We start from the raw sequence: 24,599 nt of genomic DNA, 5'->3' as shown, positions 1-24,599 counted from the left end.
GAGCCGCCAAGCGAGCTTAAACGAGGCCAGCGATCACACCGGGGCTCGATTATGGAGGGCCGTCAGGGCCCGAAGTAGGGGAGCGCTGCCGTTAACAGAGCACCCCAATCAGCACCTCGCCTTCACAGATCTCTCGCAGGAAGGGGTCTGTGTCGTCTCGCCACTGGGCCAAGGGGCGGACTACCGCGTGGACCGGAAGGCCTAGGCGGGCTGCCGCCTCCTGGGCGGTGTCGAAGGCCGCGTCCAGCGGGAGGTCCCCGATCACCAGGACCTCGACGTCCACGGGTGGGGGGCCGGGGATCCCTTCGTAGCGTTCCGCCCAGGGGCCGAATAGGTAGAGCTCGCGGACTGCGGGCAGGCGGCCGAACTCTTCGGCCACCACGGCGGCAGGACCGAACGTGAGCATCAGGAGCCGGGCCAGCGGCTCGTAGAGGGGGCTCTCGGCATTGCGGCTCACGATGCGTCCGGCCAGGGTGCGGCGCAGGGTGAGGACGTCGGCATGGGCCAGCCGCTCCACCTCGCGCATGACGGACGCAAGATCGGTCCGAAGCATCACTGCAAGATCCAGCATCGAGGCCTCGCGCTCGGGTCCGAGCAGGAGACGGGCGAGCAGTTCGCCCTGCAGGCGCGAGCGAAAGATCGGAGGCTGGGCCGGTGACCGTGCCCGCGCGTCGCCGAGGACGGCCCGGCCACGCCGCCTGAAGCCCGCCGCATTCGAATGCATGTTCGAATGATAGGGCCGGGCTCTGACAGTTCGGGATGTCGCCGAGTTGGGCGGACGTGATGTTCGGACAGTGACGGATGCGGCGGTTCACTTGCACGCTGGGCCTCCCTGAAGTCACCTACAGGGTCCGCGAGGACGGCGGACATCAGAGGCCGAACGACGTTCTGTGGATAACCCCATCGGCCCCTCCGGTCTGGGCCTGAAGAAGCGAGAGGCCGGCCCACAACGTCCAGGCGGCCCCGAACGTCGCCGTCCGGCCACAAGCCCAGCCAGAACGGCACCCACGCCCCCACCGAGTCCACGACAGCAGCGAAGCCGTTCCCCGAAAGTCCAGGGGCTCCACACCTGGGCTTCCTCAATAGCGGGCAAGGCGGGGCCTGCCCAACATGACAACGCCCGCGCCCTCGCCGCGCTTCACGGCAGCAGCCAGGCCGGCCACCTGCAAGTCCAGCTAGGTCATCTACACCTGCGACCTCCAACGGCAGGCCAGGCGGGACTTGTAGAGCGACTCTGCCGGAAACGACGAGCCTAGTTACCACCGCCATTCGAAGAGGCGGAACGGTTGGCCCACAGCCTCCAGGGAGATCCAAATTTTGACGTCCGGCTACAAGACCCACCAAGACGACACCTGAGACCCGTTGTGCTTCACGGCGGCCATGCTGGGACCACCAGCACCCAACTCAGCCACCGCAGCAACACGCAGCGGCGGCCTGGGGACCGCGATCGCGTCCGAGGGCAGCTTCGAACTTGCGAGAACCAGATCGCGCAGCGAACCGGAGCGATGCCAGCGACCGCCTCAGAACCGTCGACAGAGAGCGCTCAACGTCCGAAGGAGGAGAGCACTACAAGGCCCACCTCAGCCGACGACGCCGCACCACCCAACGATCCCAACACCCGCGATCACGTCCGAAGGCAGATTCGAGCGAAGCGAGAACCTGATCGCGCAGCGAGCCGCCAGGCGAGCCGGAGCGATGCCAACGATCGCCCGTGGTGGCCGACGGCAGGGGGCGCTCAGCGCCCGAGGCAGCAGAGCACTTCAACACCCACCTCAGCCGGCGCCGCAACCACGCAACAACCTCAATGGCCGCGATCGCGTCCGAAGGCAGGTTCAAGCGAAGCGAGAACCTGATCGCGCAGCGAGCCGCCAGGCGAGCCGGAGCGATGCCAACGATCGCCCGCGTTTCTCGACGATGGAGGGCCTTCAAGGCCCGAAGGAGGAGAGAAATGCAAACAAACACAGCGCTGCTCCTTCTTGGTCAGAAGGAGCAGCGCTGTGTCGTGGGCCTTGCTCAGTCCTTGTTGAAGTTCACCGCGCCCTCGATGGGGGGCGGGCTGTCGGGGACGGTCGACGGCTTCGGCACGCCCTTGAAGGTGAACTTGGCGTTTTCGGCGGTGTCGGTGTTGTCGGGGTCGAAGCCCTCGGTGCCGACGATGACGATCTGGCCGGGCTTGAGCTCGTTGTAGAGGATCTTCTCCGAGAGGTTGTCCTCGATCTCGCGCTGGATGGTGCGGCGCAGCGGCCGGGCGCCCAGGACCGGGTCGTAGCCGCGGATGGCCAGCAGGTCCTTGGCCTCCTGACGCAGCTCGATGCCCATGTCGCGGTCGTGGAGCCGCTGGTCGACCTTGGCGATCATCAGATCCACGATCTGGATGATCTCCTTGGGAGTGAGCTGGTGGAACACCACCGTGTCATCGACACGGTTGAGGAACTCGGGCCGGAAGTGCTGCTTGAGCTCTTCGGACACCTTGGCCTTCATCCGCTCGTACGAGCCCTGCTCGTCGTTCTGCCGCGCGAACCCCATCGACACGCCCTTGGAGATGTCCTTGGACCCAAGGTTGGTCGTCATGATGATCACGGTGTTCTTGAAGTCCACCACCCGGCCCTGGGCATCGGTCAGCCGACCGTCCTCCAGGATCTGCAGCAGCGAGTTGAAGATGTCCTGGTGGGCCTTCTCGATCTCATCGAACAGCACCACCGAGAACGGCTTGCGCCGCACCTTCTCGGTCAGCTGACCGCCCTCCTCATACCCGACATAGCCGGGCGGAGATCCGAACAGCCGCGACACCGTGTGCTTCTCCATGAACTCCGACATGTCCAGCTGGATCAGCGCGTCCTCGTCCCCGAACAAGAACTCCGCCAGCGTCTTGGACAACTCGGTCTTCCCCACCCCGGACGGGCCGGCGAAGATGAACGAACCACCCGGACGCTTGGGGTCCTTGAGCCCCGCCCGGGTCCGCCGGATCGACTGCGACAGCGCCTTGATCGCGTCCTCCTGACCGATCACGCGCTTGTGGAGCTCGTCCTCCATCCGCAGCAGCCGCGTCGACTCCTCCTCGGTCAGCTTGAACACCGGGATCCCGGTCGCGGTGGCCAGCACCTCGGCGATCAGCTCATCGGTGACCTCGGCGACCACGTCCATGTCACCGGCCTTCCACTCCTTCTCCCGCTGCGCCTTCTGCCCCAGCAGCTGCTTCTCCGAATCCCGCAGCGCCGCGGCCTTCTCGAAGTCCTGCGCGTCGATCGCCGACTCCTTGTCACGACGCACATCGGCGATCTTCTCGTCGTACTCGCGCAGGTCCGGCGGCGCGGTCATCCGACGGATCCGCATCCGCGACCCCGCCTCATCGATCAGATCGATCGCCTTGTCGGGCAGGAACCGGTCCGAGATGTAGCGGTCGGCCAGCTGCGCCGCCGCGACCAGCGCACCATCGGTGATCGACACCCGGTGATGCGCCTCGTAACGGTCCCGCAGCCCCTTGAGGATCTCGATCGTGTGCGACAGCGACGGCTCGGCCACCTGGATCGGCTGGAACCGCCGCTCCAGCGCCGCGTCCTTCTCCAGATGCTTGCGGTACTCATCCAGCGTCGTCGCACCGATCGTCTGCAACTCACCCCGCGCCAGCATCGGCTTCAGGATCGAGGCGGCGTCGATCGCGCCCTCCGCGGCGCCCGCACCCACCAGCGTGTGCAGCTCATCGATGAACAAGATGATGTCGCCGCGGGTCCGGATCTCCTTGAGGACCTTCTTCAAACGCTCCTCGAAATCACCCCGATACCGCGAACCCGCGACCAGCGCACCCAGGTCCAGGGTGTAGAGCTGCTTGTCCTTGAGCGTCTCGGGCACCTCACCCTTGACGATCTTCTGCGCCAGACCCTCCACCACCGCGGTCTTACCCACACCCGGCTCACCCACCAGCACCGGATTGTTCTTGGTACGCCGCGACAGCACCTGCATGACCCGCTCGATCTCCTTGTCCCGGCCGATCACCGGGTCGAGCTTGCCCTCACGCGCCGCCTGCGTCAGATTCCGACCGAACTGATCCAGCACCAGCGACGTCGACGGAGCCGCCTCCGACGGACCACCAGAAGCCGCCGGCTCCTTCCCCTGGTACCCGTGCAGCAACTGAATCACCTGCTGACGCACCCGGTTCAGATCCGCACCCAACTTCACCAGCACCTGAGCCGCGACACCCTCACCCTCACGGATCAACCCCAGCAGGATGTGCTCGGTACCGATGTAGTTGTGACCCAGCTGCAACGCCTCACGCAGCGACAGCTCCAAAACCTTCTTCGCCCGCGGAGTGAACGGAATATGCCCCGAAGGAGCCTGCTGCCCCTGACCGATGATCTCCTCGACCTGCTGACGCACAGCCTCAAGACTGATCCCCAGACTCTCCAGAGCCTTGGCGGCAACCCCCTCACCCTCGTGGATCAGACCCAGGAGGATGTGCTCGGTACCGATGTAGTTGTGGTTGAGCATCCTGGCCTCTTCCTGAGCCAGAACAACAACCCGCCGCGCGCGGTCGGTGAACCTCTCGAACATCTCGTCGCTCCTCACAGAGCGGTTGGCCAGAGTCCGGAACGTCCGGAACTGTCCTTCCGCATGCTAGCCCGCCCCGAGGAGGCCGCCCGGTGCACTCCCACCAGGAGACGTTCCCCAGCTATGCGCTGTTCAGTCTCATCCAACTACCGCATCGGTGCGTCATGTTCCCGCTACGCCCCAAGCGAACGAGGGGCTTTCCGCAGGTCGGTCAGGGCGCGGGCCGAGAGTGCCGAATGAGGGTGGAGTTTCCACCCGCGCGCCCTGTGTACCTCACGCCGGACACGCCGAACCGCGCAGGCGCTACGCCACAAGCGAACGGTGATCGACTCGCGGCGTGAACGGCGAACGGCCCGCCCCGCGAACGGAGACGGGCCGCGGGCGGTCCGGGCGGATCAGTTGGCCGCCTCGTACTGCTCGATCACGTGAGCCGGGATGCGGCCGCGCTCATTGACCTTGATGCCGTTGTTCTTGGCCCAGGCGCGGATCTCGGCGCTGCGCTCGCGGCTGGACGCACCGCGCTGCCGACGGCGGCGGTTGACCGTGCCCGCCTTACGGGACTTCTCGACGAACGGCTGCAGCGATTCCCGCAGCTTCGTCGCGTTGGCGCCACTGAGGTCGATCTCGTAGGAGGCGCCGTCGATCGAGAACGCTACGGTCTCGTCCGCCTCGCCACCGTCGAGGTCGTCGACGAGAAGCACTTGAACCTTCTGTGCCATGGGGACAGACCTTTCAGCTTGAGCAAACTCCAATCGAGTGCCAAAGATATACCTAGAACTTCGCAGATGACAATTCCAGCATCCGCGTGAACCGGCACTCGCGCGAAGTCGCCTTCCGGCTCGTGACCGGCTGTAATCGGCCTCACCGTTTCGGGTGCGCACGACCCTCGGGCGGCGCCTGGATCCGGCCCGGCGTCCATGAATTTCCAAGCGCCGGCGTGGCGCCCGGGTTTTCAGGCGTGACCGGCGTCACGGCGTAGCGTGCTGACCTGCACTGGTGCACGCGCATTGGTCCGGGTTTGCAGGCGTCACCGGGGAGCGCGGCGATTAACCTCCCGTATCGCCACTAACCGCGCCCGCGTCGTAATACGCGGCCGACCCCGGCGCTCGATCAACGCCCGGACCGGGGGATGTGGACGAATAACGGCGGGCGCCCCGGCCGCGAAATCTGTTGCCGGGGGCGGACGCGAGAAGTCCGCGCCCTGCTCAGGACGTGGATGCGCCCGCCCCGAGCGCCGCCACGCGAAATCGGGAGATTTGGACACATTCCAACCGCGCACTCCAGTTCTTCGGCACGGCGCCCGACCCCGGAGGGCCGTCGACCTCCGGCTGCGCTCCCGCCACCGGCATGCCGCACGAAAGGTCCGTTCCAAGTGCGGGAGCGTGCCATCCGGAGTAAGTCCACGGCGGTCAACAAGCGAGTCCGTTCCGGTCACAGCAACAGCTTCGGAGGGAACTGTCAAAGCGGAGGGGACGTCCGGGACGAGACACATCCCACCGGTTTCAGGACCGTAACCGGAACGAGCGGGCATATGCCGCCGGCACCTCGGACGTCCGGAAACAGCGGCCATCTCGACGAAAACATGTATGGCACATGCGAGTGGACCTGGGCACGCGCCCGGCCGCGCACGCGAGTGCGCGGTATCGGACGGGTGTTATCGGACCCCGCGAGCACCTCCCGGTGCGGCGGAGAGGGCCTCAGAAGGCCGAGGATTCGGGCCGCGGGCGTTTTACCACGAGCGTCCCGGCGAGCCTGTCATGAACGGCCTGGCGGCGAACGCCCTCGAACATGGCCCCGGCGTTCACGACCCAGAAGATGCTCGCGAGCAGACCGAGAACGGGAATCGGACGCAGCCCGATCGGCACCGAATAGACGGCGGCCCGCAGAACGCAGTGCAGAACGTCCGGCCGCGTGGACGCGTCCACGACCTCAGCCTCCTCAGGGGCCGGGGCCTTCGCGGGCTCAGGAGCCGCCACGGGCACGAACCCCGGCACCGACACGGGGAAGGCCGACTCGTTGCCGAGCCCGGCGTTCTCGCCCGCTCCGCCCGCTCCCCCAGCCCCCCGTGGCGCCGCTTCAGGCGCCTCCTGAGGCGTCGCCGCGACCACCTCGATGCCCGCGACGCGCTTGCCCAGCGTCCGGCCCCAGAGGGCGAGCTGGATCGCCTCGTACAGAAGCATGCATCCGGCCACGGCGGACGGAGCCATGACGTCCGCCGTGTGCCCGGGTACCAGTTCGCGGACGACGAGGACGACGGGGACGCCGACGACGAGCGTGTCCACGACGCGCGCCAGGAGCCTCTGCCCCGGCTCGGCGAGCGATGCCGCCATCGTGGCCTTAGCCCGGGTACTCGGAGTACTCGGACTCGTCATATCCGACCCGCTCGTCAATGACGAGCGTGCCGGCGAAGCGATCGTGCAGCGACTGATGCAGAGGCTGGTCCCAGATCGCCCACAGGTAGGCCATCAGCGCGCCCGCCCAGACCAGCACCATCCCGTACGCGGCGTAGTCCCACACCATCACCGCCAAGACGAGGAAGAAGAAAACGCCGAGCTGGTAACCGACGTGGGTGATGCCGGCACGCCAGACAGCCTGGGTCGTGGTGATGGGGGTGCCCGCAGGCCGCGCCTGAACGACGCCCAGGCCCAGAACGCGCTTCCCCAGCGTCCGGCCCCACATCGACAGCTGCACGGCCTCATAGATGAACGGCAGCACGGACAGGACGCAGAAGAGGGTGAAGATGATGGGCCAGTTCCAGACGCCGCCCTCGTCCTCCGTCTTGCTGCCGGGCTTGCCCAGACCGAACGCGCCGATCGTCACCGGCAGGACGAGAGCGAACCCGAAGACCGCGACGAGCGCGTTGTCGACGATTCGTGCGCCCGCCCTGCGGTGGATCGGCGCCAGGGCCAAGTCACCGCCGTCGTCGTAGGAGTTGTTGTAGTCGTCGTAGGCGGGCTGCTGGTCCCACTGCTGCTGTTGCGGCTGCCATTGCTGCTGGGGCTGCTGGTCCCACTGCTGCTGGGACGACTGCTGCTGTGGTTGCTGCCACTGAGAACCTTGGTACGGAGGCGGCGGGCCGTAGGAACCCTGCCCCTGCTGGGGCTGGTAAGGCCGCCCGCGGTGGGGGGAATCGGGCATTTGAGTCAGTCCTCCAGGCGAAGCAACATCCGGGTGTTGCCCAACGTATTCGGCTTGACCCGGTCGAGGTCCAAGAACTCTGCCACGCCTTCGTCGTAGGAGCGGAGAAGTTCCTCGTACACCTCTGGCGCCACCGGAGTCCCAAGGATCTGCTCGAAGCCGTGGCGGGCGAAGAACTCCACCTCGAAGGTAAGGCAGAACACCCTTCGCACGCCGAGTTCACGCGCGTTCTCCAGGAGGCGGGTCACGATCCGGTGCCCGATCCCCCGTCCCCCGCATCCCTTGTCCACCGCGACCGAACGGACCTCCGCGAGGTCCTCCCACATGACGTGCAGGGCACCGCAGCCGATGACCGGCCCGGGCGTCCCGTGCTGGATGTCCTCGGCGACCCAGAACTCCTGGACGTCCTCGTACAGCTTGACCGTCGTCTTCTTGAGCAGGCGTCGCCCCGACCCGGCGTACAGGTCGACGAGCCTGCGGATCTCCTGGACGTCGGCGGTACGGGCACGCCGGATCACGACTTCCACAAACAGGCGAGATTATCGAACGCCGCGACCCGCCAGGCGGCGCCCTCCTCGTTCTCTCGTTCACCGCGCCGCGCGACCTGCGAATTCGCATGTTCTGGTTGGCATCCAATGCGGGGTCCGTTAGTGTCCATCGCTGACGTCGGCCCACCGCAGGACGGGGGCCGATTCCGCCGAGTCCCACGGGTCGCAACCAGCTGCCCGAGGAGCCGGGGACCCACTTTCGGAGCGTTTCGGGGGTTCGCCCTGAGCGACGACCGTGAGGGGTGAATCCGCAGTCGCGGGCGATCGGTTCGCCCGCGGACGCGGACGGGCTGCTCCGGCCCCAACCCGTCAGCTAACCCGGTAGGCGGCTGAGGAGAGGAGTATTCGTGAAGCGATCGCGGCATGCTTCCCTTTCACGCTTCCGTGGGCGTGCGGCCTTCGTGGTCGGCGCGCTCGCCGTCGTTTCGGCCGCTCCGCACGCGATCGCCCCGCAGGCGATCGCCGTCGCGCACGCCGACCCCGAGCCCTCCGCCAAGGAGCTGAGGACCAAGGCGCTCAAGCTCGCCGACCAGCTGGAGCAGCTCACCGAGCAGTACAACGGGCTGAAGGTCAGGCTCGCGCAGTCGCAGCGCGCCGCCAAGGTCGCCACGGAGAACGCCAAGCGCCAGGAGAAGACGCTGGAGGCGCTCCGCCAGAAGGTCGGATCCCTCGCGGCGACGAGCTACATGCAGGGCGGCTCCGACCCCGCGGTCTCGTTCGTCGCCTCCCAGGACCCGCAGTCCATCCTCGACCAGGCGGCGACCCTCCACTACTTCGCCAAGCAGGACAGCACCCAGGTGCTCGGGCTGATGCAGGCCATGCAGTCCGCCCAGCGGGCCCGCAAGTCGGCCGAGACCCGCGCCAAGCAGGTCAAGGACCTGAAGACGCAACTCGACTCGCAGCGCACGAAGATCACCGATGCCTACGAGAAGATCCGCGGCAAGCTCGTCGACAAGGACCCCACCCAGCTGGCCAAGCTCCCCGTCATCGGCACGGGCAAGGCCGCGCAGGCGCTCCGGTACGCGATGAGCAAGATCGGCCGCCCGTACGTGTGGGGCGCCGCCGGTCCGACCACGTTCGACTGCTCCGGCCTCACGATGTGGGCCTACAAGCAGGTCGGCATCAACCTGCCGCACTACACCGGCAGCCAGTGGAACGCCGGAACGCACGTGTCGCGCAGCGACCTGCAGCCGGGCGATCTCGTCTTCTTCTACTCCGACCTGCACCACATGGGGATCTACGTCGGCGGCGGCAAGATGCTGCACGCCCCGCACACCGGGGACGTCGTGAAGATCGCCTCCATGGACGGACGCCCCTTCGCCGGCGGCGTCCGGGTCGCCTAGGCACTGCGTCGCCGCGCCTGACGCGCGCTCTATCAAGCCGGTCGTCGGCGGTCTCGGAGGCGGACAGCGCCGCCCTGGGCTGCTGGAATGCGCCGGTCTGCCCGCGGGGCGGCCGGCGGACGCGTCATGCTGACCGATCTCGCCGTTCCATCCGTCACGCTGAGATGAGCTGACCCGGGCCCGCCGGACGAGGCCGTCATGGGGCAAAGATCACCGGAAAACGGGCGGGCCGGGTGGGCCTGTCAGGCCCGAACGCCGTCCGCGGCGACGCCTTCTGCAGGGACCTACCTGCCAGGGCGCGGGCGCCGCCGCTGCGGGGTCGGACGGAATTCGGATGAGCCGCCGTTTCTCCGGATGACGCTCGCCGTCCCCTGGCGAGCGTCGGGGGTGCATCGCTAGATGAGCTGCCTCCGGGCCGCCCACACCACGGCCTCGATAGGGGTGTTGACCTCCAGCCGGTCGCAGATCGTCCGCAGCCGGCGCCGCAAGGTCCGAGCGCTCAGTTCCAGCTTGCGTGCCGCCACATCGGCGGTGACACCGCTGGCGATCTGGGCGAGCAGCCGGATCTCTTCCTCGCTCAGCCCGAAATCGTCGGTGCCACGACGTGCGAGTGTGGCTGTTTCCACTCCGTCCTCCCTCGTCCGTGGTGATGACCGCGGGGATGCAGCCGTCCGCTGCACAGGCACGGGTTGGGCGCCTCGATCTGTACGCGCGTTGGGTTGCCGGGTCCGGACCCTTCCGGACTTAGATCATCGAGTTCCTTTTCTGTCTCGCGCGCTTGGCCGGAGGTGGCCGCATGGCCGATTGCGGGGGTGTACGGGGGAACTCCGGGTGACGATTCACTCGTTGGCCTGCCGAGGGAGACGGGATGTGATCGCCAGCCATCCGCCCGCCCCTTCTCGCCGAACCCACCGGTCCTCGCGGTGAACGAAGATCGTGAATCGTTTCAAGCTACGCTTCGGCTCGGAACGCTAGGCGGCCGGATCCGGCCCGTCAAGCGCCGGTCAAGAGCGCTGCGTGCCCGTTCGCTCACCATGTGTGACCGTGCATTCGGCGCCCCGCCATGCCAAACTCCACTACCTGGGAAAACGCCCATGGAGCGGGACGAGGAGCGAGTTGCCACAGACCAGTATTCGTGAGGTCGCGAGGCGTGCTGGAGTCTCAGTTGGGACCGTTTCGAATGTCCTAAACCGGCCAGATCTCGTGGCCGAAGCTACCCGTGACCGTGTCCGCGCGGCGATCGAGGAGCTCGGATTCGTGCGCAACGAGTCCGCGCGACGGCTCCGCACGGGCCCCGAGCGGACCGCGGGCGAGTTCGGCGACCAGCCGCGCCGGGCGTTCGGCGTCCTCGTCGAAGACCTCGCCAACCCGTACGCGACCGACGTCGCACGGGGCGCCGAGGCCGCGCTCAACGCGGCGGGCCACGACGCCCTGTGGCTGTCCAGCGACCACTCCGCCGAAAAGGAGCGCCGCCTGCTGGAACTGCTCGCCGACCAGCAGGCCGCCGGGGCCCTGGTCATCCCGGTCGGGATCGGTCCCCGCGACATCTCCCGGCTGCGCGCCGCGGGCATGAGCGTGGTGCTGATCGACCGGGACGCCTCCGACGTGTGCTCCGCCCGGGTCGACCATGTGGCGGGCGGTGAGGCCGCCGCCGCGTACCTGCTCGGCATCGGACGGGAGCGCATCGCGTTCGTGACCGGGACCCCCGAGCCGCAGCCCTGCGTGGAACGCCGCGACGGGGCCGCCCGCACGATCGTCGAGGCGGGCCTCGGCAAGCCCCCGGTCCTGGTCAAGGAGGCCCTGAGCCCCACGGAGGGGCAGGCCGCGGCACACGAGATCATGGCCATGTCGCCGGTGCCCGACGGCGTGTTCTGCGCCAACGACCTGCTCGCGATCGGCCTGATCAACGAGCTGATCCGGCTCGGCGTCCGCGTCCCCGAGGACATCGCCGTGGTCGGCTACGACGACATCGAGCTCGCGGCGAGCGCCGCCGTGCCGCTCACCACCGTCCGCCAGCCGCGCCGCGAGCTCGGCTGGGAGGCCGCCGAGCTGGCGATGGCCGAGATCGGCGAGGGCAAGTCCCACCAGCACCGCCAGGTCGTCCAGCGGCCCGACCTGGTGATACGAGAAAGCGCTTAGCGTCCCGCTGCCGGCGCTGTTGACATCCCGTCTCAGATTCGGGTCCGCTTGAGGCATGGAGGACAGGACGGGCCAGGCGGTACGGGCCGGGGCGACCGCGGTACTCGGCTTCGATCCGGGCGACCCGGCGTTCCGCGCCGACCCGTACGCCCACTACCGGACGCTCGGAGCGGGCGGGCGGAGCCTGCACCGCACGGACGTCGGTCTGCGCGTCACCGCGTCCTACGAGCTGTGCGAGCGCGTCCTGCGCGACCCTCGGTTCGGGCACCGTCCGTCGGGAGGCGGCGTGTGGCGCGAGGTGCAGGGGCGGCACCGGTCGTTCCTGACCATGGATCCGCCCGACCACACGCGGCTGCGCCGGCTCGTCAGCAAGGCGTTCACGCCGCGCCTCGTGGAGCGGCTGCGGCCCCGGGTCGAGGAGCTCGTCGACGCGCTCCTGGAGCCCGTCTCCGGCGAGGTCGACCTGATCGCGACGCTGGCCTACCCGCTGCCCGTCATCGTGATCAGCGAGATGCTCGGCGTGCCCGCCGAGGATCGCGACCTGTTCAAGGGCTGGTCGGACAGCCTCGCGCGCGGCCTGGACCCCGACTTCCTGCTGCCGGAGGCGGAGATCGCCCAGCGGGACGCGGCGCGCGACGAGTTCGCGGAGTACTTCCGGGCGCTGGCCGCCAAGCGCCGGGCCGAGCCGCGCGACGACCTCCTGAGCGCCCTTGTGGGCGTCTCTGACGGCGGAGACGTCCTGTCGGAGCAGGAACTGCTGGCGACCTGCATCCTGCTGCTCGTCGCGGGCCATGAGACGACCGTGAACCTCATCGGGAACGGCGCGCTGGCGCTGCTCCGCGATCCCGCGCAGTTGCGGCTGTTTCGGGAGCGGCGTGGGAACGTCCAGGCGGCGGTGGAGGAGCTGCTGCGCTTCGACCCACCGGTGCAGCTGACCCTACGGTCGGCGCTGGAGGACGTCGATCTGAACGGCACGCTCATCGAGCGCGGGAAGCTCGTCCTTCTACTGACGGGCGCCGCCAACCGCGACCCGGCGTTCTTCGACGACCCCGACCGGCTGGACCTGCTCCGCTACTCCGAGGGACGCGAGACGCCGAAGCACCTGTCGTTCGGGCACGGCGTCCACTTCTGCCTCGGCGCGCCGCTGGCCCGGCTGGAGGGCCGCGTCGCGCTCGGCAAGCTGTTCGAGCGCGACGTGGCCCTCGCCGCCGGCGACCTCGTCTACCGCGACAACCTCGTGTTGCGGGGGTTGCGCGAGCTTCCGGTCGTCATTCGGGCTTGACCAGCGGGAACAGGATCGTGTCGCGGATCCCCTTGCCGGTGAACGCCATGATCATGCGGTCGATGCCGGCGCCCATCCCGCCCGTCGGGGGCATCGCGTACTCCAGGGCGCGCAGGAAGTCCTCGTCCAGCTGCATGGCCTCGGGGTCGCCGCCCGCGGCGAGCAGCGACTGCTCGGTGAGGCGGCGGCGCTGCTCGATCGGGTCGACCAGCTCGGAGTAGGCGGTGCCGAGTTCCGTGCCGAACCCGATGAGGTCCCACTTCTCGGTGAGCAGCGGCTCCTCGCGGTGCTGGCGGGTCAGCGGGGACGTCTCGACCGGGTAGTCCATGACGAACGTGGGCTGGACGAGGGTGTGCTCGACCAGCTCCTCGAAGATCTCCTGGACGATCTTGCCCTGCCCCCACTTCGGGTCCCACGAGATGTCGCGGGCGTCGGCGAGCTTGCGCACGGACTCGATCGGCGTGTGCGGCGTGACCTCCTCGCCGAGCGCCTCCGACACCGCGCCGTACAGGGTGATCCGCGGCCACTCCGGGAGGCCGAGGTCGACCTCGACGCCGTCGTGGACGACCACGGTGGTGTCGAGGGCGGCGACGACCGCCTTCTTGTACATCCGCTGGGTCAGGTCGGCCATGTCGTTGTAGTCGAGGTAGGTCCCGTAGGCCTCGATCATCGTGAACTCGGGGTTGTGCGTGGAGTCCGCGCCCTCGTTGCGGAAGTTGCGGTTGATCTCGAAGACCTTCTCGATGCCGCCGACGACGAGCCGCTTGAGGTACAGCTCGATCGCGATGCGCAGGTAGAGGTCCATGTCGTAGGCGTTGATGTGCGTCTTGAACGGGCGCGCCGCGGCCCCGCCGTGGATCGGCTGGAGCATGGGCGTCTCGACTTCGAGATAGCCCTCCTCGTGCCAGAAGTCGCGGACCGCGCGGACCGTCGCGCTGCGCACCCGCGCCATCCGCCGCGCCTCGTCGTTGACGATGAGGTCGACGTAGCGCTGCCGGACCCGCGCCTCCGGGTCGGTCAGGCCGGCGTGCTTCTCCGGCAGCGGCCGCAGGCACTTGGACGTGATCGCGAACCGGTCCGCCATGATCGACAGCTCGCCGCGGCGGGAGGTGATGATCTCGCCCTCGACGCCGACGTGGTCGCCGAGGTCCACCTCGCGCTTCCAGAAGTCGAGCTGCTCCTGCCCGACCTTGGCCAGCGACAGCATGACCTGGATGTCGCCGCCGGCGTCCCGGATGGTGGCGAAGCACAGCTTCCCGGTGTTGCGGATCAGCATGACGCGACCGGTGACGCCGGCCTTCTCGCCCGTCTCGGTGCCCGGCTCCAGGCCGCCGTGTTTCGCGCGGATCTCGGCGGTCGTCGCCGTCCGCGGGAAGGTCACCGGGTAGGGGTCGATCCCGCTCTCGCGGAGCCGGTCGAGCTTCTCCCGGCGCACGCGCATCTGCTCCGGGAGCTCGTCGAAGGTCTCGTCACTCACATCGCAAGGCTATCCAGCCCGTCCGGTGCGGGGCGAACGACTTCGCCGCGATCGCCCGGCGCGTCACGGAGTGTTGCGCTCGTAGATGAGCCGCAGGCCGATGAGGGTGAGCCACGGCTCGAACTCGTCGATGCTGCGGGACTCCTCCAGGACGAGCGGGGCGAGGCCGCCGGTGGCGATGACCGTGACCTCCTCCGGGTCCTCGGCGAGCTCCTCCGACATGCGCTCGACGATGCCGTCCACCTGGCCGGCGAAGCCGAAGATGATCCCGGACTGCAGCGCCTCGACGGTGTTCTTGGCGATCACGTTGCGCGGCCGGACCAGCTCGATCTTGTGGAGCTGCGCGCCGCGCGAGGACAGCGCGTCGATCGAGATCTCGATGCCGGGGGCGATCGCGCCGCCCACGTACTCGCCCCTGGCCGAGACCGCGTCGAAGGTGGTGGCGGTGCCGAAGTCGACCACGATCGCGGGCCCGCCGTGGGTGTGGACGGCGGCGAGCGCGTTCACGATGCGGTCGGCGCCGACCTCCTTCGGGTTGTCCATCCGGACGGGGACGCCGGTCTTGACGCCCGGCTCCACGATCACCGCGGACACGTCGCCGTAGTAGCGGCGGCACATCTCCCGCATCTCGTGCAGGACGGACGGGACCGTGGAGCACAGCGCGATGCCGCTGATGTCGGTCTCGGCCAGCAGCGGGCTCTGCTGGACGAGCCCCTGCAGGACCACCGCGATCTCGTCGGCGGTGCGCCGCGGATCGGTGTTGATCCTCCAGTGCTCGATCACCTCGTCGCCTTCGAAGAGACCGAGAACGGTCTGGGTGTTACCGACGTCGATGGTCAGCAGCATCAGGTCCCCGCTGTTCAGGTGAAGTCAAGGCCGATGTCGAACACGTGCGCCGAGTGCGTCAGCGCGCCGACCGCAAGGTAGTCCACCCCGGTCACGGCGACGTCTCGGGCCCGCTCCAGGGTAAGGCCACCGCTGGCCTCGAGTTCCGCCCGCCCTGCCACGAGCCGGACCGCCTCGGTCATCTCGGCGTCGGTCATGTTATCGAGCAGGATGCTGGTGGCTCCCACGGCCAGCGCCTCCTCCACCTGCGCGAGGGTGTCGCACTCCACCTGGACGTGCAGGGACGGGTAAACGGCGCGGATCGCCTCGTACGCCTTGGTGACGCCGCCGGCCGCGGCGATGTGGTTGTCCTTGATGAGAGCGGCGTCGTGCAGGCCCATCCGGTGGTTGACGCCGCCCCCGCAGTGCACGGCGTACTTCTGCAGGGCGCGCAGGCCGGGGAGGGTCTTGCGGGTGTCACGGACCTGCGCCTTGGTGCCCGCCATGGCGTCCATCCACCCGCGGGTGGCGGTCGCGATTCCGGACAGGTGCGTGAGGAGGTTCAGTGCCGTCCTCTCCGCCCTCAGGATCGCCCTGGTGGAGCCGCTGACCGCGATGAGGACCTGCCCCGGGACGACCCGGTCACCGTCCTCGACCTTCGCCTCGTAGGCGACGTCCAGCGTCTCGAAGACGACGCACGCCACGGGAACGCCCGCGACGACCCCCTCCTCGCGCGCCTTCAACTCCCCGCTCGCGGTGTCCTGCGGCGCGAAGATCGGGGTGCTGGTGACGTCGGTCTCCCCGTCCTCGGCCAGCGCCGTCCGGACAAGGTTTTCCACAGCCTGTGGATCCAGCCCGGCGCTGGTCAGCCTCTGCGAGAGTTCCGGTGTCATGAGCGCTTCCCTTCCAGAGATTCGTAGGTGGTCGTCAGGACGTTCCCCGCCAGCCGGGTGACGAGGCGGCCGCGCCACGTCCCGTCCGCGCGCTCGGGGAAGTCCTCCCGCCAGTGGCTCCCGCGCGTCTCCTCCCGCCGCCGCGCCGCCGCCACGATCGCGGACGCGACGGTGTACAGGTTGGTGGCCTCCCATGCCTCCACCCCGGGCTCCGCGCCCCCGCGCCCGAGCTCCGCCAGTTCCCGCACCGCGGTCTCCAGCCCCTCGGCCCGCCGCAGCACGCCCACATAGGAGGTCATGATCCGCTGCACTTCCGCCCGCGCCGCAGGCGCCAGCAGCCCGGCATCCCCGACCCCCAGCAGCACCGACGCAACCTCAGGCAGGACGCGCGCGGGCTCCTGCACGGTGCTCCCAAACCCCGCCGCGCCCTGCCCGGCCTCCAAAGCCCCACCCGCGAGTCCGGGAAGGCCGCTCCCAGGCCCGGCCGAGTCGCCCGCAGGTCCAGGCAGGCCGCCTGTCGGCCCTGCCGAGGCGTCGGGTTCTGGCAGCCCACCCGTGGACCCAGCCGGGCCGCTCGCAAGTCCGGGCAGGCCGCCCGTGGGCTCTGCCGAGGCGACGGGTTCTGGCAGCCCACCCGTGGACCCAGCCGGGCCGCTCGCAAGTCCGGGCAGGCCGCCCGTGGGCTCTGCCGAGGCGACGGGTTCTGGCAGCCCACCCGTGGACCCAGCCGGGCCGCTCGCAAGTCCGGGCAGGCCGCCCGTGGGCTCTGCCGAGGCGTCGGGTTCTGGCAGCCCACCCGTGGACCCAGCCGGGCCGCTCGCAAGTCCGGGCAGGCCGCCCGTGGGCTCTGCTGAGGCGTCGGGTTCTGGCAGCCCACCCGTGGACCCAGCCGGGCCGCTCGCAAGTCCGGGCAGGCCGCCCGTGGGCTCTGCTGAGGCGTCGGGTTCTGGCAGCCCACCCGTGGACCCAGCCGGGCCGCTCGCAAGTCCGGGCAGGCCGCCCGTGGGCTCTGCTGAGGCGTCGGGTTCTGGCAGCCCACCCGTGGACCCAGCCGGGCCGCTCGCAGGTCCGGGAAGGCCGCCCGTGGGCTCTGCTGAGGCGTCGGGTTCTGGCAGGGCATTCGTGGGTTCGGGCGGGCGGCCCGTCAAAGCGGGCAGGTCGTCTGTGGGGGTGGTCGTGGGTTGAAGGTCGGTGGAGAGGGCTTCGGCGATTCTGGCGGCGAAGACCAGGCCTTCCAGGAGGGAGTTGGAGGCGAGGCGGTTCGCGCCATGGACGCCCGTGCAGGCGACCTCGCCGCAGGCGTACAGGCCGGGGACGGACGTGCGGCCGTGCAGGTCCGTGCGGACGCCTCCGCTGGCATGGTGGGCGGCCGGCACGATGGGGATGGGCTCGGTCACCGGGTCGATGCCGTGGTGGCGGCACGCGGCCAGGATGGTCGGGAAGCGGGTCTCCCACATCGCCGCGCCGAAGTGGCGGCCGTCGAGCAGCATGTGGGAGGCGCCGGTCTCCCGCATCCGGTTGATGATCCCCTTGGTGACGACGTCGCGGGGTGCCAGCTCGGCGAGCTCGTGACGCCCGGTCATGAAGCGCACGCCGGCGTGGTCCACCAGGTGCGCGCCCTCGCCCCGGACGGCCTCGGAGATCAGCGGCTGCTGCCCCGTCGCGCCCTCGCCGAGCCACAGCACGGTCGGGTGGAACTGGACGAACTCCAGGTCGGTGACCTCGGCCCCGGCGCGCAGCGCGAGAGCGACGCCGTCGCCCGTCGAGACCTCGGGGTTGGTCGTGGCGGAGAACACCTGGCCGAGCCCGCCGGTGGCGAGCACGACGGCACGGGCGCGGACGGCGCCGACGCCGCCCGGCTGCCCCTCGCCCATGACGTGCAGGGTGACGCCGGCGGCGCGCCCCGCGGCGTCCTTCAGCAGGTCGAGGACCAGCGCGTGCTCGATCACCTCGACGTCCGAGTCCTTGAGCTCGGCCAGGAGGGCGCGGCTGATCTCGGCGCCGGTGGCGTCCCCGCCCGCGTGCGCGATGCGGCGCCGGTGGTGGCCGCCCTCGCGGGTGAGCGCGATGTCGCCGCCGGAGCGGTCGAAGGCCGTGCCGAGGTCGATCAGGGCGCGGACGGCGTCCGGTCCCTCGGTGACGAGCGCCCGGACGGCGTCCTCGTCGCAGACGCCGACGCCCGCGGTGAGGGTGTCGGCGAGGTGCTCCTCGGGGGTGTCGTCGGGCGCGAGCGCGGCGGCGATGCCGCCCTGCGCCCACCGGGTCGACCCGGCGTCCAGAAGGGCCTTGGTGACGAGCAGCACCCGGCCGTGGGGGCGGCAGCGCAGCGCGGCGACCAGGCCGGCGATGCCGGACCCGATGACGACGACGTCGGCGTCGGTGGTCCAGCCGGGCGCGGGGGCGTGCAGAACGGAAGGGATCACGAGCCCTCCTCCGGGATCGGTTCTCGTCATTATGACCCTAACCCCGGACCGGCCGGACCCCCGGCCCCCGCCGAAGGGTCAGTCGCGGATCAGATCGCCCCGGGTGGTGCTGGTGCCGGGCACCGGCTCGGCGGGGTCGGAGCCCAGCGAAATGATCTTGTTGGAGCGGTCGACGTGCACGACGGCGGGGACGAACTCGCGGGCCTCGGCATCGGTCATCTGCGCGTAGCTGATGATGATGACCAGGTCGCCGGGCTGCACGAGGCGGGCGGCGGCGCCGTTGATCCCGATGACGCCGGAGCCGCGCTCGCCGGCGATCAGGTAGGTCTCCAGGCGGGCGCCGTTGTCGATGTCGACGATCGCGACCTGCTCGCCGGGCAGCAGGTCCGCGGCGTCCATCAGGTCCTGGTCGATGGTCAGCGAGCCGACGTAGTGCAGGTCCGCCTGGGTCACCGTGGCGCGGTGGATCTTCGACTTGAACATCGTCCGGAACATCAGTGCTCCTTGCCGAGCTGGAGGGGAACGTTGTCGATGAGGTGGGTGGCGCCGACGCGGCCCGCGACGGCGAGGACGGCCCGGCCGGCGTGCCGCCCGGTGATCTCGGTGAAGGCCGACGGGTCGACGAGGACCAGGTAGTCCAGGGCGAGGGGCGGGTCGGCGGCTTCGGCCTCGGAAAGGACGGTGCGCGCGGCCGCCAGCACGGCGTCGGGGCCGGAGGCGGAGGCGTCGGCCCCGGCTCGCAGGGCGCGCGACAGGGCGAGCGCGGTCCGCCGCTCGGGCCCGGACAGGTAGCGGTTGCGGCTCGACAGCGCCAGCCCGTCCGGCTCGCGGACGGTCGGCGCGCCGACCACCTCCACGGGGACGTTCAGGTCGGCGACCATCCGCCGGATCATCGCGAGCTGCTGCGCGTCCTTCTCCCCGAAGATCGCCACGTCGGGGCGGACGAGGTTGAGCAGCTTCAGCACGACGGTGAGCATCCCGTCGAAGTGGCCCGGCCGCGCGGCCCCCTCGACGACCTCGCCCATGGGTCCCGACCTGACCGTGACCTGCGGCTCGTCCGGGTACATGACCTCGCGCGCCGGCGCGAACACGAAGTCCACCCCCTCGGCGGCGCAGGCTTCCAGGTCGGCGGCGAACGTGCGGGGGTAGCGGTCGAAGTCCTCGCCCGGCCCGAACTGCAGCGGGTTGACGAAGACGCTGACCGCGACCGCGTCCGCGCTGCGGCGGGCCTGCCGCATCAGCGACAGGTGCCCCTCGTGCAGGGCGCCCATGGTCGGGACGAGCGCCAGCGTGCCCCCGGCCTTCGACCGGGCCCGCGCCAGTTCCTCGCGCGTGCGCGCGACGATCGGTGTCACGACGCGCCCGTCCCCTCACGCGACGACGGGCGCCGGCCGCGGCCGCGCTCGCCGGAAACGCCAGAAACCAATGCCGTTCCCTCCCTGTTCGCCCGCCCGGCGCCGCCGGTCGGTTCTGCCAGCTGGTGCTTTCAGTCGGCCAGTGCTTCGAGGAGTCGTTCGGCGTCCTCAGGTTTGAGGAGTCCGGCGCCGAGCGCGCGGTCGGCGGTGAGCCTGGCCAGCGCGATGTAGGCGCGGCGGCTCTCCGCCGAGACCTTGCCCAGCTCCGCGACGTGGCCCGCCACCGTTCCGGCGTCCCCGCGCGCGACGGGGCCGGTGAGCCCGTCGATGCCGAGCCGCAGCCCGTTGTCGAGGGCGGCGCCGAGGAGCGGGCCGAGCATCCGGCCGGGTTCGGCGACGCCCGCGGCACTCAGCAGGTCCATGGCCTCCACGACCAGGGTGACCAGGTGGTTCGCGCCTCCGGCGAGCGCCGCGTGGTAGAGCGGTCGCGTCCCCTCGGTGATCCAGACGGGTTCGCCGCCCATCTCCAGGACGAGGGCCTCGGCGACGGGGCGCAGCGGCTCGGGCGAGGTGACGCCGAAGGAGATGCCGGTGAGCCGGTTCACGTCGTCCGGGCGTCCGGTGAAGGTCATCACGGGGTGCAGGGCCAGCGGCAGCGCGCCCGCGCGGGTGAGCGGGTCCAGGACGGCGGTGCCGTAGCGGCCGCTGGTGTGCAGGACGAGCTTGCCGGTGACCGGGACGCCCGCGGAGACGAGCCCGGCCGCGAGTTCGGGCAGTTCGTCGTCCGGGACGGTCAGCAGCACCAGGTCGGCGGCGGCGACCACGTCCTGCGGGTCGGCGACGAGGGCCCCGGGGAGGCGCTCCTCGACGCGGGCCCGCGACCGCTCCGACACGGCGGTGGCGGCGACGACGCGGTGCCCTGCGCGCGACAGCGCGGCGCCGAGCGCCGTGCCGACGCGGCCGGCGCCGACGACGCCGACGGCGAGCCGCGCCGGGCGGTCCTCCGGGGCCTCCGACTCGCTTTTCCTGGAGGCGCGGGGGGTCGCCCCCGCATCGGGGACCGGCCCGTTTCCGGGCGTGCCGGAAGGAGGGGTGACCTGTGGGTCCATCGGTTTCGTTCCAGTCCTCAGGTAGGTACCGGACGTGCGCGCACCAGGCTACCCGCGGGACCCGTCCGCGCGGTCCGGTGGGTGACGATCGTCACCCCGCCCCCATTCAGTCATGCGCGAGGGACTCCACGATGGACGTCTTCGCGGCGCGCCGCGCGGGCAGCACGGCCGCGGCCATCCCCGCCGCGCCCGCGAGGACCACGAACCCGGCGACCTGCAGGTAGGGCAGCGAGAAGATCGAGTCGCTCGCCATCGCGTTCGTCGCGGCCCAGCCGAAGCCCACCCCGAGCACGACCCCGGTGGCCGCGCCGATGACGGCCATGACCAGCGCCTCCACCGAGAGCATCCGGCGCAGCTGGCGCTTGGTGAGGCCGAGGGCGCGCAGCAGCGCCGACTCGCGGGCGCGCTCCACGACCGACAGCGTCAGCGTGTTGGCGATGCCGAACAGCGCGATGACGATCGCCAGCCCGAGCAGCCCACCGAAGATCATCAGAACCATGTCGATGGCCTTGGTCAGCGTCTCCTCGAACTCGGCGGACGAGGCGACCTTCGCGGCCGGGTAGGGGCGCGCGGCGTCGTCCACGGCCCGGCGCGCCTGGGAGGCGGGCACGTCGTCGCGGGTCTTGACATAGATCCCCTCCGGGTCCACGGCGCCGAAGTACCGGGTGAAGTCCGGCTCCGGGACGATGATCCCGTCGAGGCCCGCGCCCACCGCGTAGACGGCGGCGATCTTCACGGGGACGGTGCCGTTCGCCGTCCGGACCCGCAACGTCTCCCCCAGGCCCCGGCCGGACGTCTTGGCCGTCTCCTCGTCCACCATCGCCGTGCCGGGCTTCTGGGCGGCGGCGAGCGATCCCCGCCGGACCTCCGGTTTGAGGATCTTCCCGAGCGCCGAGGGGGTGACCGTCGAGATGTCGCCGTCGTCACCGCCGACGCGGGTCTCCTTGCGGCGGGTCTCGACCACGCCGGTGACCTCGGGCCGGGTCCGCAGCGTCTCGGCGAGCGCGTGCGGCAGGGTTCCGTCGAAGCTCTGCGGCCGGATCTGGAACTGGACGGGGAACTGCTCCTCCAGCTTGTGCGCCGCGGTCGCCTTGCCGCTCGCCGCGACCACGGCGAACAGGCTCATCAGCCCGACGCCGACGGTCAGCGCGATCGTCGTGGTCGCGGTGCGGCGGGGCGCCCGCTGCGCGTTCGCCACGGCGAGCCGCCCCGGGACGCCGCCGAGCCGCGCCGGGACCGCGCCCGCGACGCGTCCGAGCGGACGGACGAGCGCCGGCATCGCCGCGATCACGCCGAGGAAGAACACGCCGCCGGCGAACGCGACCGCGTACATCGCGGTCTCGCCCTTCTCCATGCCGAGCGAGCCCAGACCGCCGATGGCCAGGCCCGCCGCGCCCAGCAGGACGGCGAGGACGGTGCGCACCGGGCCGAGCCTGAACCGTCCGGCACCCGGCTCCAGGTCGGCGCGCAGCGCGGCGACCGGCGCGACCCGGGTGGCGGCGCGGGCGGGCAGCAGCGCGGACAGGACCGTCACCACGACCCCGACCATCAGGCCGATCACGATCGTCCGCACCGCCAGGGACGGCGCCGCGACGGCCACCCGCTCGTTCAGCCTGTTCACCACGACCAGCGCCCCCTCGCCGAGGCCGACCCCGGCGAGGAGGCCGAGCAGGGATCCGACCAGGCCCACGACGGCGGACTCCGCCACCACGCTCGCGAACACCTGGCGGCGGGTCGCGCCGACGCAGCGCAGCAGCGCCATCTCCCGCATCCGCTGAGCGATCAGGATCGAGAACGTGTTGTAGATGACCAGGGCGGACACCAGCATCGCGACCAGCCCGAAGATCAGCAGACCGGTTCTGATGATCTTGGTGTCGGCGCCCGCCGCCCTGGCCAGCCGCGCGCCGAGCTCCTCGCCCGTGTAAACGCGGTAGGCGCCGCCGGCGGCGGCCTTGACGGCGTCCCCGGACCCGCCCGCGATGTCGAGCTCGCGGTAGGTCTTCTCTCCGGTCATCCGTATCGCGGTCGCCGCGTCGAAGCCCACGGCGCCCCGGAAGCTCGCCTCCTGGTCGATGCCGAAGTCGACCAGCCCGACGACCCTGAACCGGTGCGGCCGGTTCCCGTGGTCCAGGACCGTCACCGTGTTTCCGACGGAGTAGCCCTCCCGCTTGGCGAGCTGGGTGTCGAGGACGGTCTCGCCCCCACCGGACGGGGGACGCCCCTTGTCGACGTCGTAGCGCAGTAGCCGCCCGGACGGCACGGACATCCCGACCGTCGAAAAGTCGCCGACCGCCTTGCCGTCCTTGCCCACGAGAGCGGCGTCGCCCTTCACGACGCCCTGGACGTCCGAGACGCCGGGAAGCGCCTTGACCTTGCCCAGCAGTTCCGGCGAGACGCCCTTGTCGGAGTCGTCGCTCTTGGGCAGCACCGCGTAGTCGACCTTGTCGGCGGACTTGGCGAACGTCTTGGAGACGCCCTTGTCCAGCGTGTCCGTCAGGACGAACGTCCCCGAGATGAAGCCGACGCCTAGGGTGATGGCCACCGCCGTGAGCAGCAGCCGCAGCTTGTGGGCGCGCAGGCCCGCCAGAGTCGTCCGCAGCATCACGCCCCCAGGCCCTTCAACCGGTCCAGGACGGCGTCCGGGGTCGGCTGGAAGATCTCCGAGACGATCTCCCCGTCCCGCAGGAAGACCACCCGGTCGGCGTAGGAGGCGGCCACCGGGTCGTGGGTGACCATCACGATCGTCTGCCCCATCTCGCGGACCGAGGAGCGCAGGAACCCCAGGACCTCGGCGCCCGCACGGGAGTCGAGGTTGCCGGTCGGCTCGTCCGCGAAGATCACCTCGGGCCGGGCGACGATCGCGCGGGCGCACGCCACCCGCTGCTGCTGACCGCCCGACAGCTCGCTCGGCCGGTGCCCGAGCCGGTCCCGCAGGCCCAGGATGTCGACGACCCGCTCGAACCACCCCCGGTCGGGCCGGCGGCCGGCCAGTTCCATGGGCAGCAGGATGTTCTGCTCGGCGGTGAGCGTCGGCAGCAGGTTGAACGCCTGGAACACGAACCCGACGCGGTCGCGGCGCAGCATCGTCAGCTGCCGGTCGCCCATCCCGGTGATCTCGGCGTCGCCGAGGACGATCCGTCCGCCGGTGACCGTGTCGAGCCCGGCCAGGCAGTGCATCAGCGTCGACTTCCCCGACCCGGACGGTCCCATGATCGCGGTGAACGCGCCCCGGGCGAACCCGACACCGACCCCGCGGAGCGCGTGGACGGCCGCGTCACCGGACCCGTACACCTTGGACACGCCCTCGGCGAGGACGGCCGGCGGTGCCGCGGCGGCGGGGGATCCCCCGGGCGGTTCGGCGAACGTGCTGGTCACGGTGACTCCTTGGGGGTCGTGGATGGACGTGCTCCACGCTAGGAATCCGCGCCGTCCCTGCCATCGACCCGGCGGCCACGCTCCGCGTCACTCTCGCGGCTATCCGGCCCGCCCGCGTCCGACCTGAGTCGTACGCATCCGTCCCCC

The 24,599-nt window shown here is 70.3% G+C and carries 19 protein-coding genes and 1 riboswitch; of the genes, 3 read left to right on the top strand and 16 right to left on the bottom strand.

The window, feature by feature from the left end; translation table 11 throughout:
- Positions 1 to 91: 91 nt before the first annotated feature.
- The 6 genes from BJY14_RS24475 to BJY14_RS24450 form a co-directional block, all read right to left on the bottom strand.
- Complete coding sequence (locus tag BJY14_RS24475; protein ID WP_179845765.1) at positions 92 to 724, bottom strand: ArsR family transcriptional regulator; 633 nt, start codon at positions 722 to 724, stop codon at positions 92 to 94.
- A 1,289-nt stretch (positions 725 to 2,013) separates the two neighbouring features.
- Entirely contained in the window at positions 2,014 to 4,548 is a 2,535-nt protein-coding gene (locus tag BJY14_RS24470) for an ATP-dependent Clp protease ATP-binding subunit (RefSeq protein WP_179845764.1), read from the bottom strand.
- Positions 4,549 to 4,940: 392 nt separating this feature from the next.
- A complete protein-coding gene (locus tag BJY14_RS24465; protein ID WP_089316904.1) occupies positions 4,941 to 5,264 on the bottom strand; it encodes a histone-like nucleoid-structuring protein Lsr2 in 324 nt (107 codons plus the stop codon).
- Between the two features lie 978 nt (positions 5,265 to 6,242).
- Positions 6,243 to 6,875, bottom strand: coding sequence for an RDD family protein (locus tag BJY14_RS45555; protein ID WP_246396074.1), 633 nt, complete (start codon positions 6,873 to 6,875; stop codon positions 6,243 to 6,245).
- Positions 6,876 to 6,882: 7 nt separating this feature from the next.
- The gene (locus BJY14_RS24455; protein ID WP_179845763.1) at positions 6,883 to 7,683 is read right to left on the bottom strand and encodes an RDD family protein; all 801 of its coding nucleotides are present in this window, start codon (positions 7,681 to 7,683) and stop codon (positions 6,883 to 6,885) included.
- Positions 7,684 to 7,688: 5 nt separating this feature from the next.
- Entirely contained in the window at positions 7,689 to 8,210 is a 522-nt protein-coding gene (locus BJY14_RS24450; RefSeq protein WP_372505519.1) for an amino-acid N-acetyltransferase, read from the bottom strand.
- 158 nt (positions 8,211 to 8,368) lie between these two features.
- Positions 8,369 to 8,575, top strand: a riboswitch (cyclic di-AMP (ydaO/yuaA leader).
- A 57-nt stretch (positions 8,576 to 8,632) separates the two neighbouring features.
- Between BJY14_RS24450 and BJY14_RS47340 the strand changes: the two genes are divergently transcribed.
- On the top strand, positions 8,633 to 9,574 hold the full coding sequence (locus BJY14_RS47340) for a C40 family peptidase (protein ID WP_179849596.1): 942 nt from the start codon (positions 8,633 to 8,635) through the stop codon (positions 9,572 to 9,574).
- 395 nt (positions 9,575 to 9,969) lie between these two features.
- Here BJY14_RS47340 and BJY14_RS24440 read toward each other — a convergent pair whose 3' ends face one another.
- Entirely contained in the window at positions 9,970 to 10,200 is a 231-nt protein-coding gene (locus BJY14_RS24440; RefSeq protein WP_021591725.1) for a transcriptional regulator, read from the bottom strand.
- Between the two features lie 490 nt (positions 10,201 to 10,690).
- Here BJY14_RS24440 and BJY14_RS24435 point away from each other — a divergent pair, with 490 nt between their 5' ends.
- Positions 10,691 to 11,713, top strand: coding sequence for a LacI family DNA-binding transcriptional regulator (locus BJY14_RS24435; protein ID WP_179845762.1), 1,023 nt, complete (start codon positions 10,691 to 10,693; stop codon positions 11,711 to 11,713).
- Positions 11,714 to 11,768: 55 nt separating this feature from the next.
- On the top strand, positions 11,769 to 12,995 hold the full coding sequence (locus BJY14_RS24430) for a cytochrome P450 (protein WP_179845761.1): 1,227 nt from the start codon (positions 11,769 to 11,771) through the stop codon (positions 12,993 to 12,995).
- Here the strand turns inward: BJY14_RS24430 and lysX are convergent.
- The 9 genes from lysX to BJY14_RS24380 all read right to left on the bottom strand — a co-directional run bounded on the left by lysX (position 12,982) and on the right by BJY14_RS24380 (position 24,452).
- On the bottom strand, positions 12,982 to 14,436 hold the full coding sequence (lysX, locus tag BJY14_RS24425) for a bifunctional lysylphosphatidylglycerol synthetase/lysine--tRNA ligase LysX (protein ID WP_218906786.1): 1,455 nt from the start codon (positions 14,434 to 14,436) through the stop codon (positions 12,982 to 12,984). The genes BJY14_RS24430 and lysX overlap by 14 nt on opposite strands.
- 99 nt (positions 14,437 to 14,535) lie before the next feature.
- The gene (locus tag BJY14_RS24420) at positions 14,536 to 15,318 is read right to left on the bottom strand and encodes a type III pantothenate kinase (RefSeq protein WP_179845759.1); all 783 of its coding nucleotides are present in this window, start codon (positions 15,316 to 15,318) and stop codon (positions 14,536 to 14,538) included.
- Positions 15,319 to 15,332: 14 nt separating this feature from the next.
- Complete coding sequence (gene nadC / locus BJY14_RS24415; protein ID WP_312879384.1) at positions 15,333 to 16,136, bottom strand: carboxylating nicotinate-nucleotide diphosphorylase; 804 nt, start codon at positions 16,134 to 16,136, stop codon at positions 15,333 to 15,335.
- A 50-nt stretch (positions 16,137 to 16,186) separates the two neighbouring features.
- Positions 16,187 to 18,643, bottom strand: coding sequence for an L-aspartate oxidase (locus BJY14_RS45545; protein ID WP_446678447.1), 2,457 nt, complete (start codon positions 18,641 to 18,643; stop codon positions 16,187 to 16,189).
- Positions 18,644 to 18,691: 48 nt separating this feature from the next.
- Complete coding sequence (gene panD, locus BJY14_RS24400) at positions 18,692 to 19,108, bottom strand: aspartate 1-decarboxylase (RefSeq protein ID WP_179845757.1); 417 nt, start codon at positions 19,106 to 19,108, stop codon at positions 18,692 to 18,694.
- Positions 19,108 to 19,968 carry a pantoate--beta-alanine ligase gene (gene panC / locus BJY14_RS24395; RefSeq protein WP_179845756.1) on the bottom strand — a complete coding sequence of 287 codons (861 nt, stop codon included), beginning with the start codon at positions 19,966 to 19,968 and terminating at the stop codon, positions 19,108 to 19,110. The genes panD and panC overlap by 1 nt, the downstream gene beginning before the upstream one ends.
- Positions 19,969 to 20,099: 131 nt before the next feature.
- The gene (locus BJY14_RS24390) at positions 20,100 to 21,077 is read right to left on the bottom strand and encodes a Rossmann-like and DUF2520 domain-containing protein (protein ID WP_179845755.1); all 978 of its coding nucleotides are present in this window, start codon (positions 21,075 to 21,077) and stop codon (positions 20,100 to 20,102) included.
- Positions 21,078 to 21,183: 106 nt separating this feature from the next.
- Positions 21,184 to 23,679, bottom strand: a complete 2,496-nt coding sequence (locus BJY14_RS24385; RefSeq protein WP_179845754.1) for an ABC transporter permease — start codon at positions 23,677 to 23,679, stop codon at positions 21,184 to 21,186.
- The gene (locus BJY14_RS24380; RefSeq protein ID WP_179845753.1) at positions 23,679 to 24,452 is read right to left on the bottom strand and encodes an ABC transporter ATP-binding protein; all 774 of its coding nucleotides are present in this window, start codon (positions 24,450 to 24,452) and stop codon (positions 23,679 to 23,681) included. The genes BJY14_RS24385 and BJY14_RS24380 overlap by 1 nt, the downstream gene beginning before the upstream one ends.
- Between the last annotated feature and the right edge of the window lie 147 nt (positions 24,453 to 24,599).

Origin of the sequence: Actinomadura luteofluorescens (genome assembly GCF_013409365.1) — a bacterium.
Classification (GTDB): Bacteria; Actinomycetota; Actinomycetes; order Streptosporangiales; family Streptosporangiaceae; genus Spirillospora; species Spirillospora luteofluorescens.
This window is presented reverse-complemented; position numbering and strand designations above follow the sequence as displayed.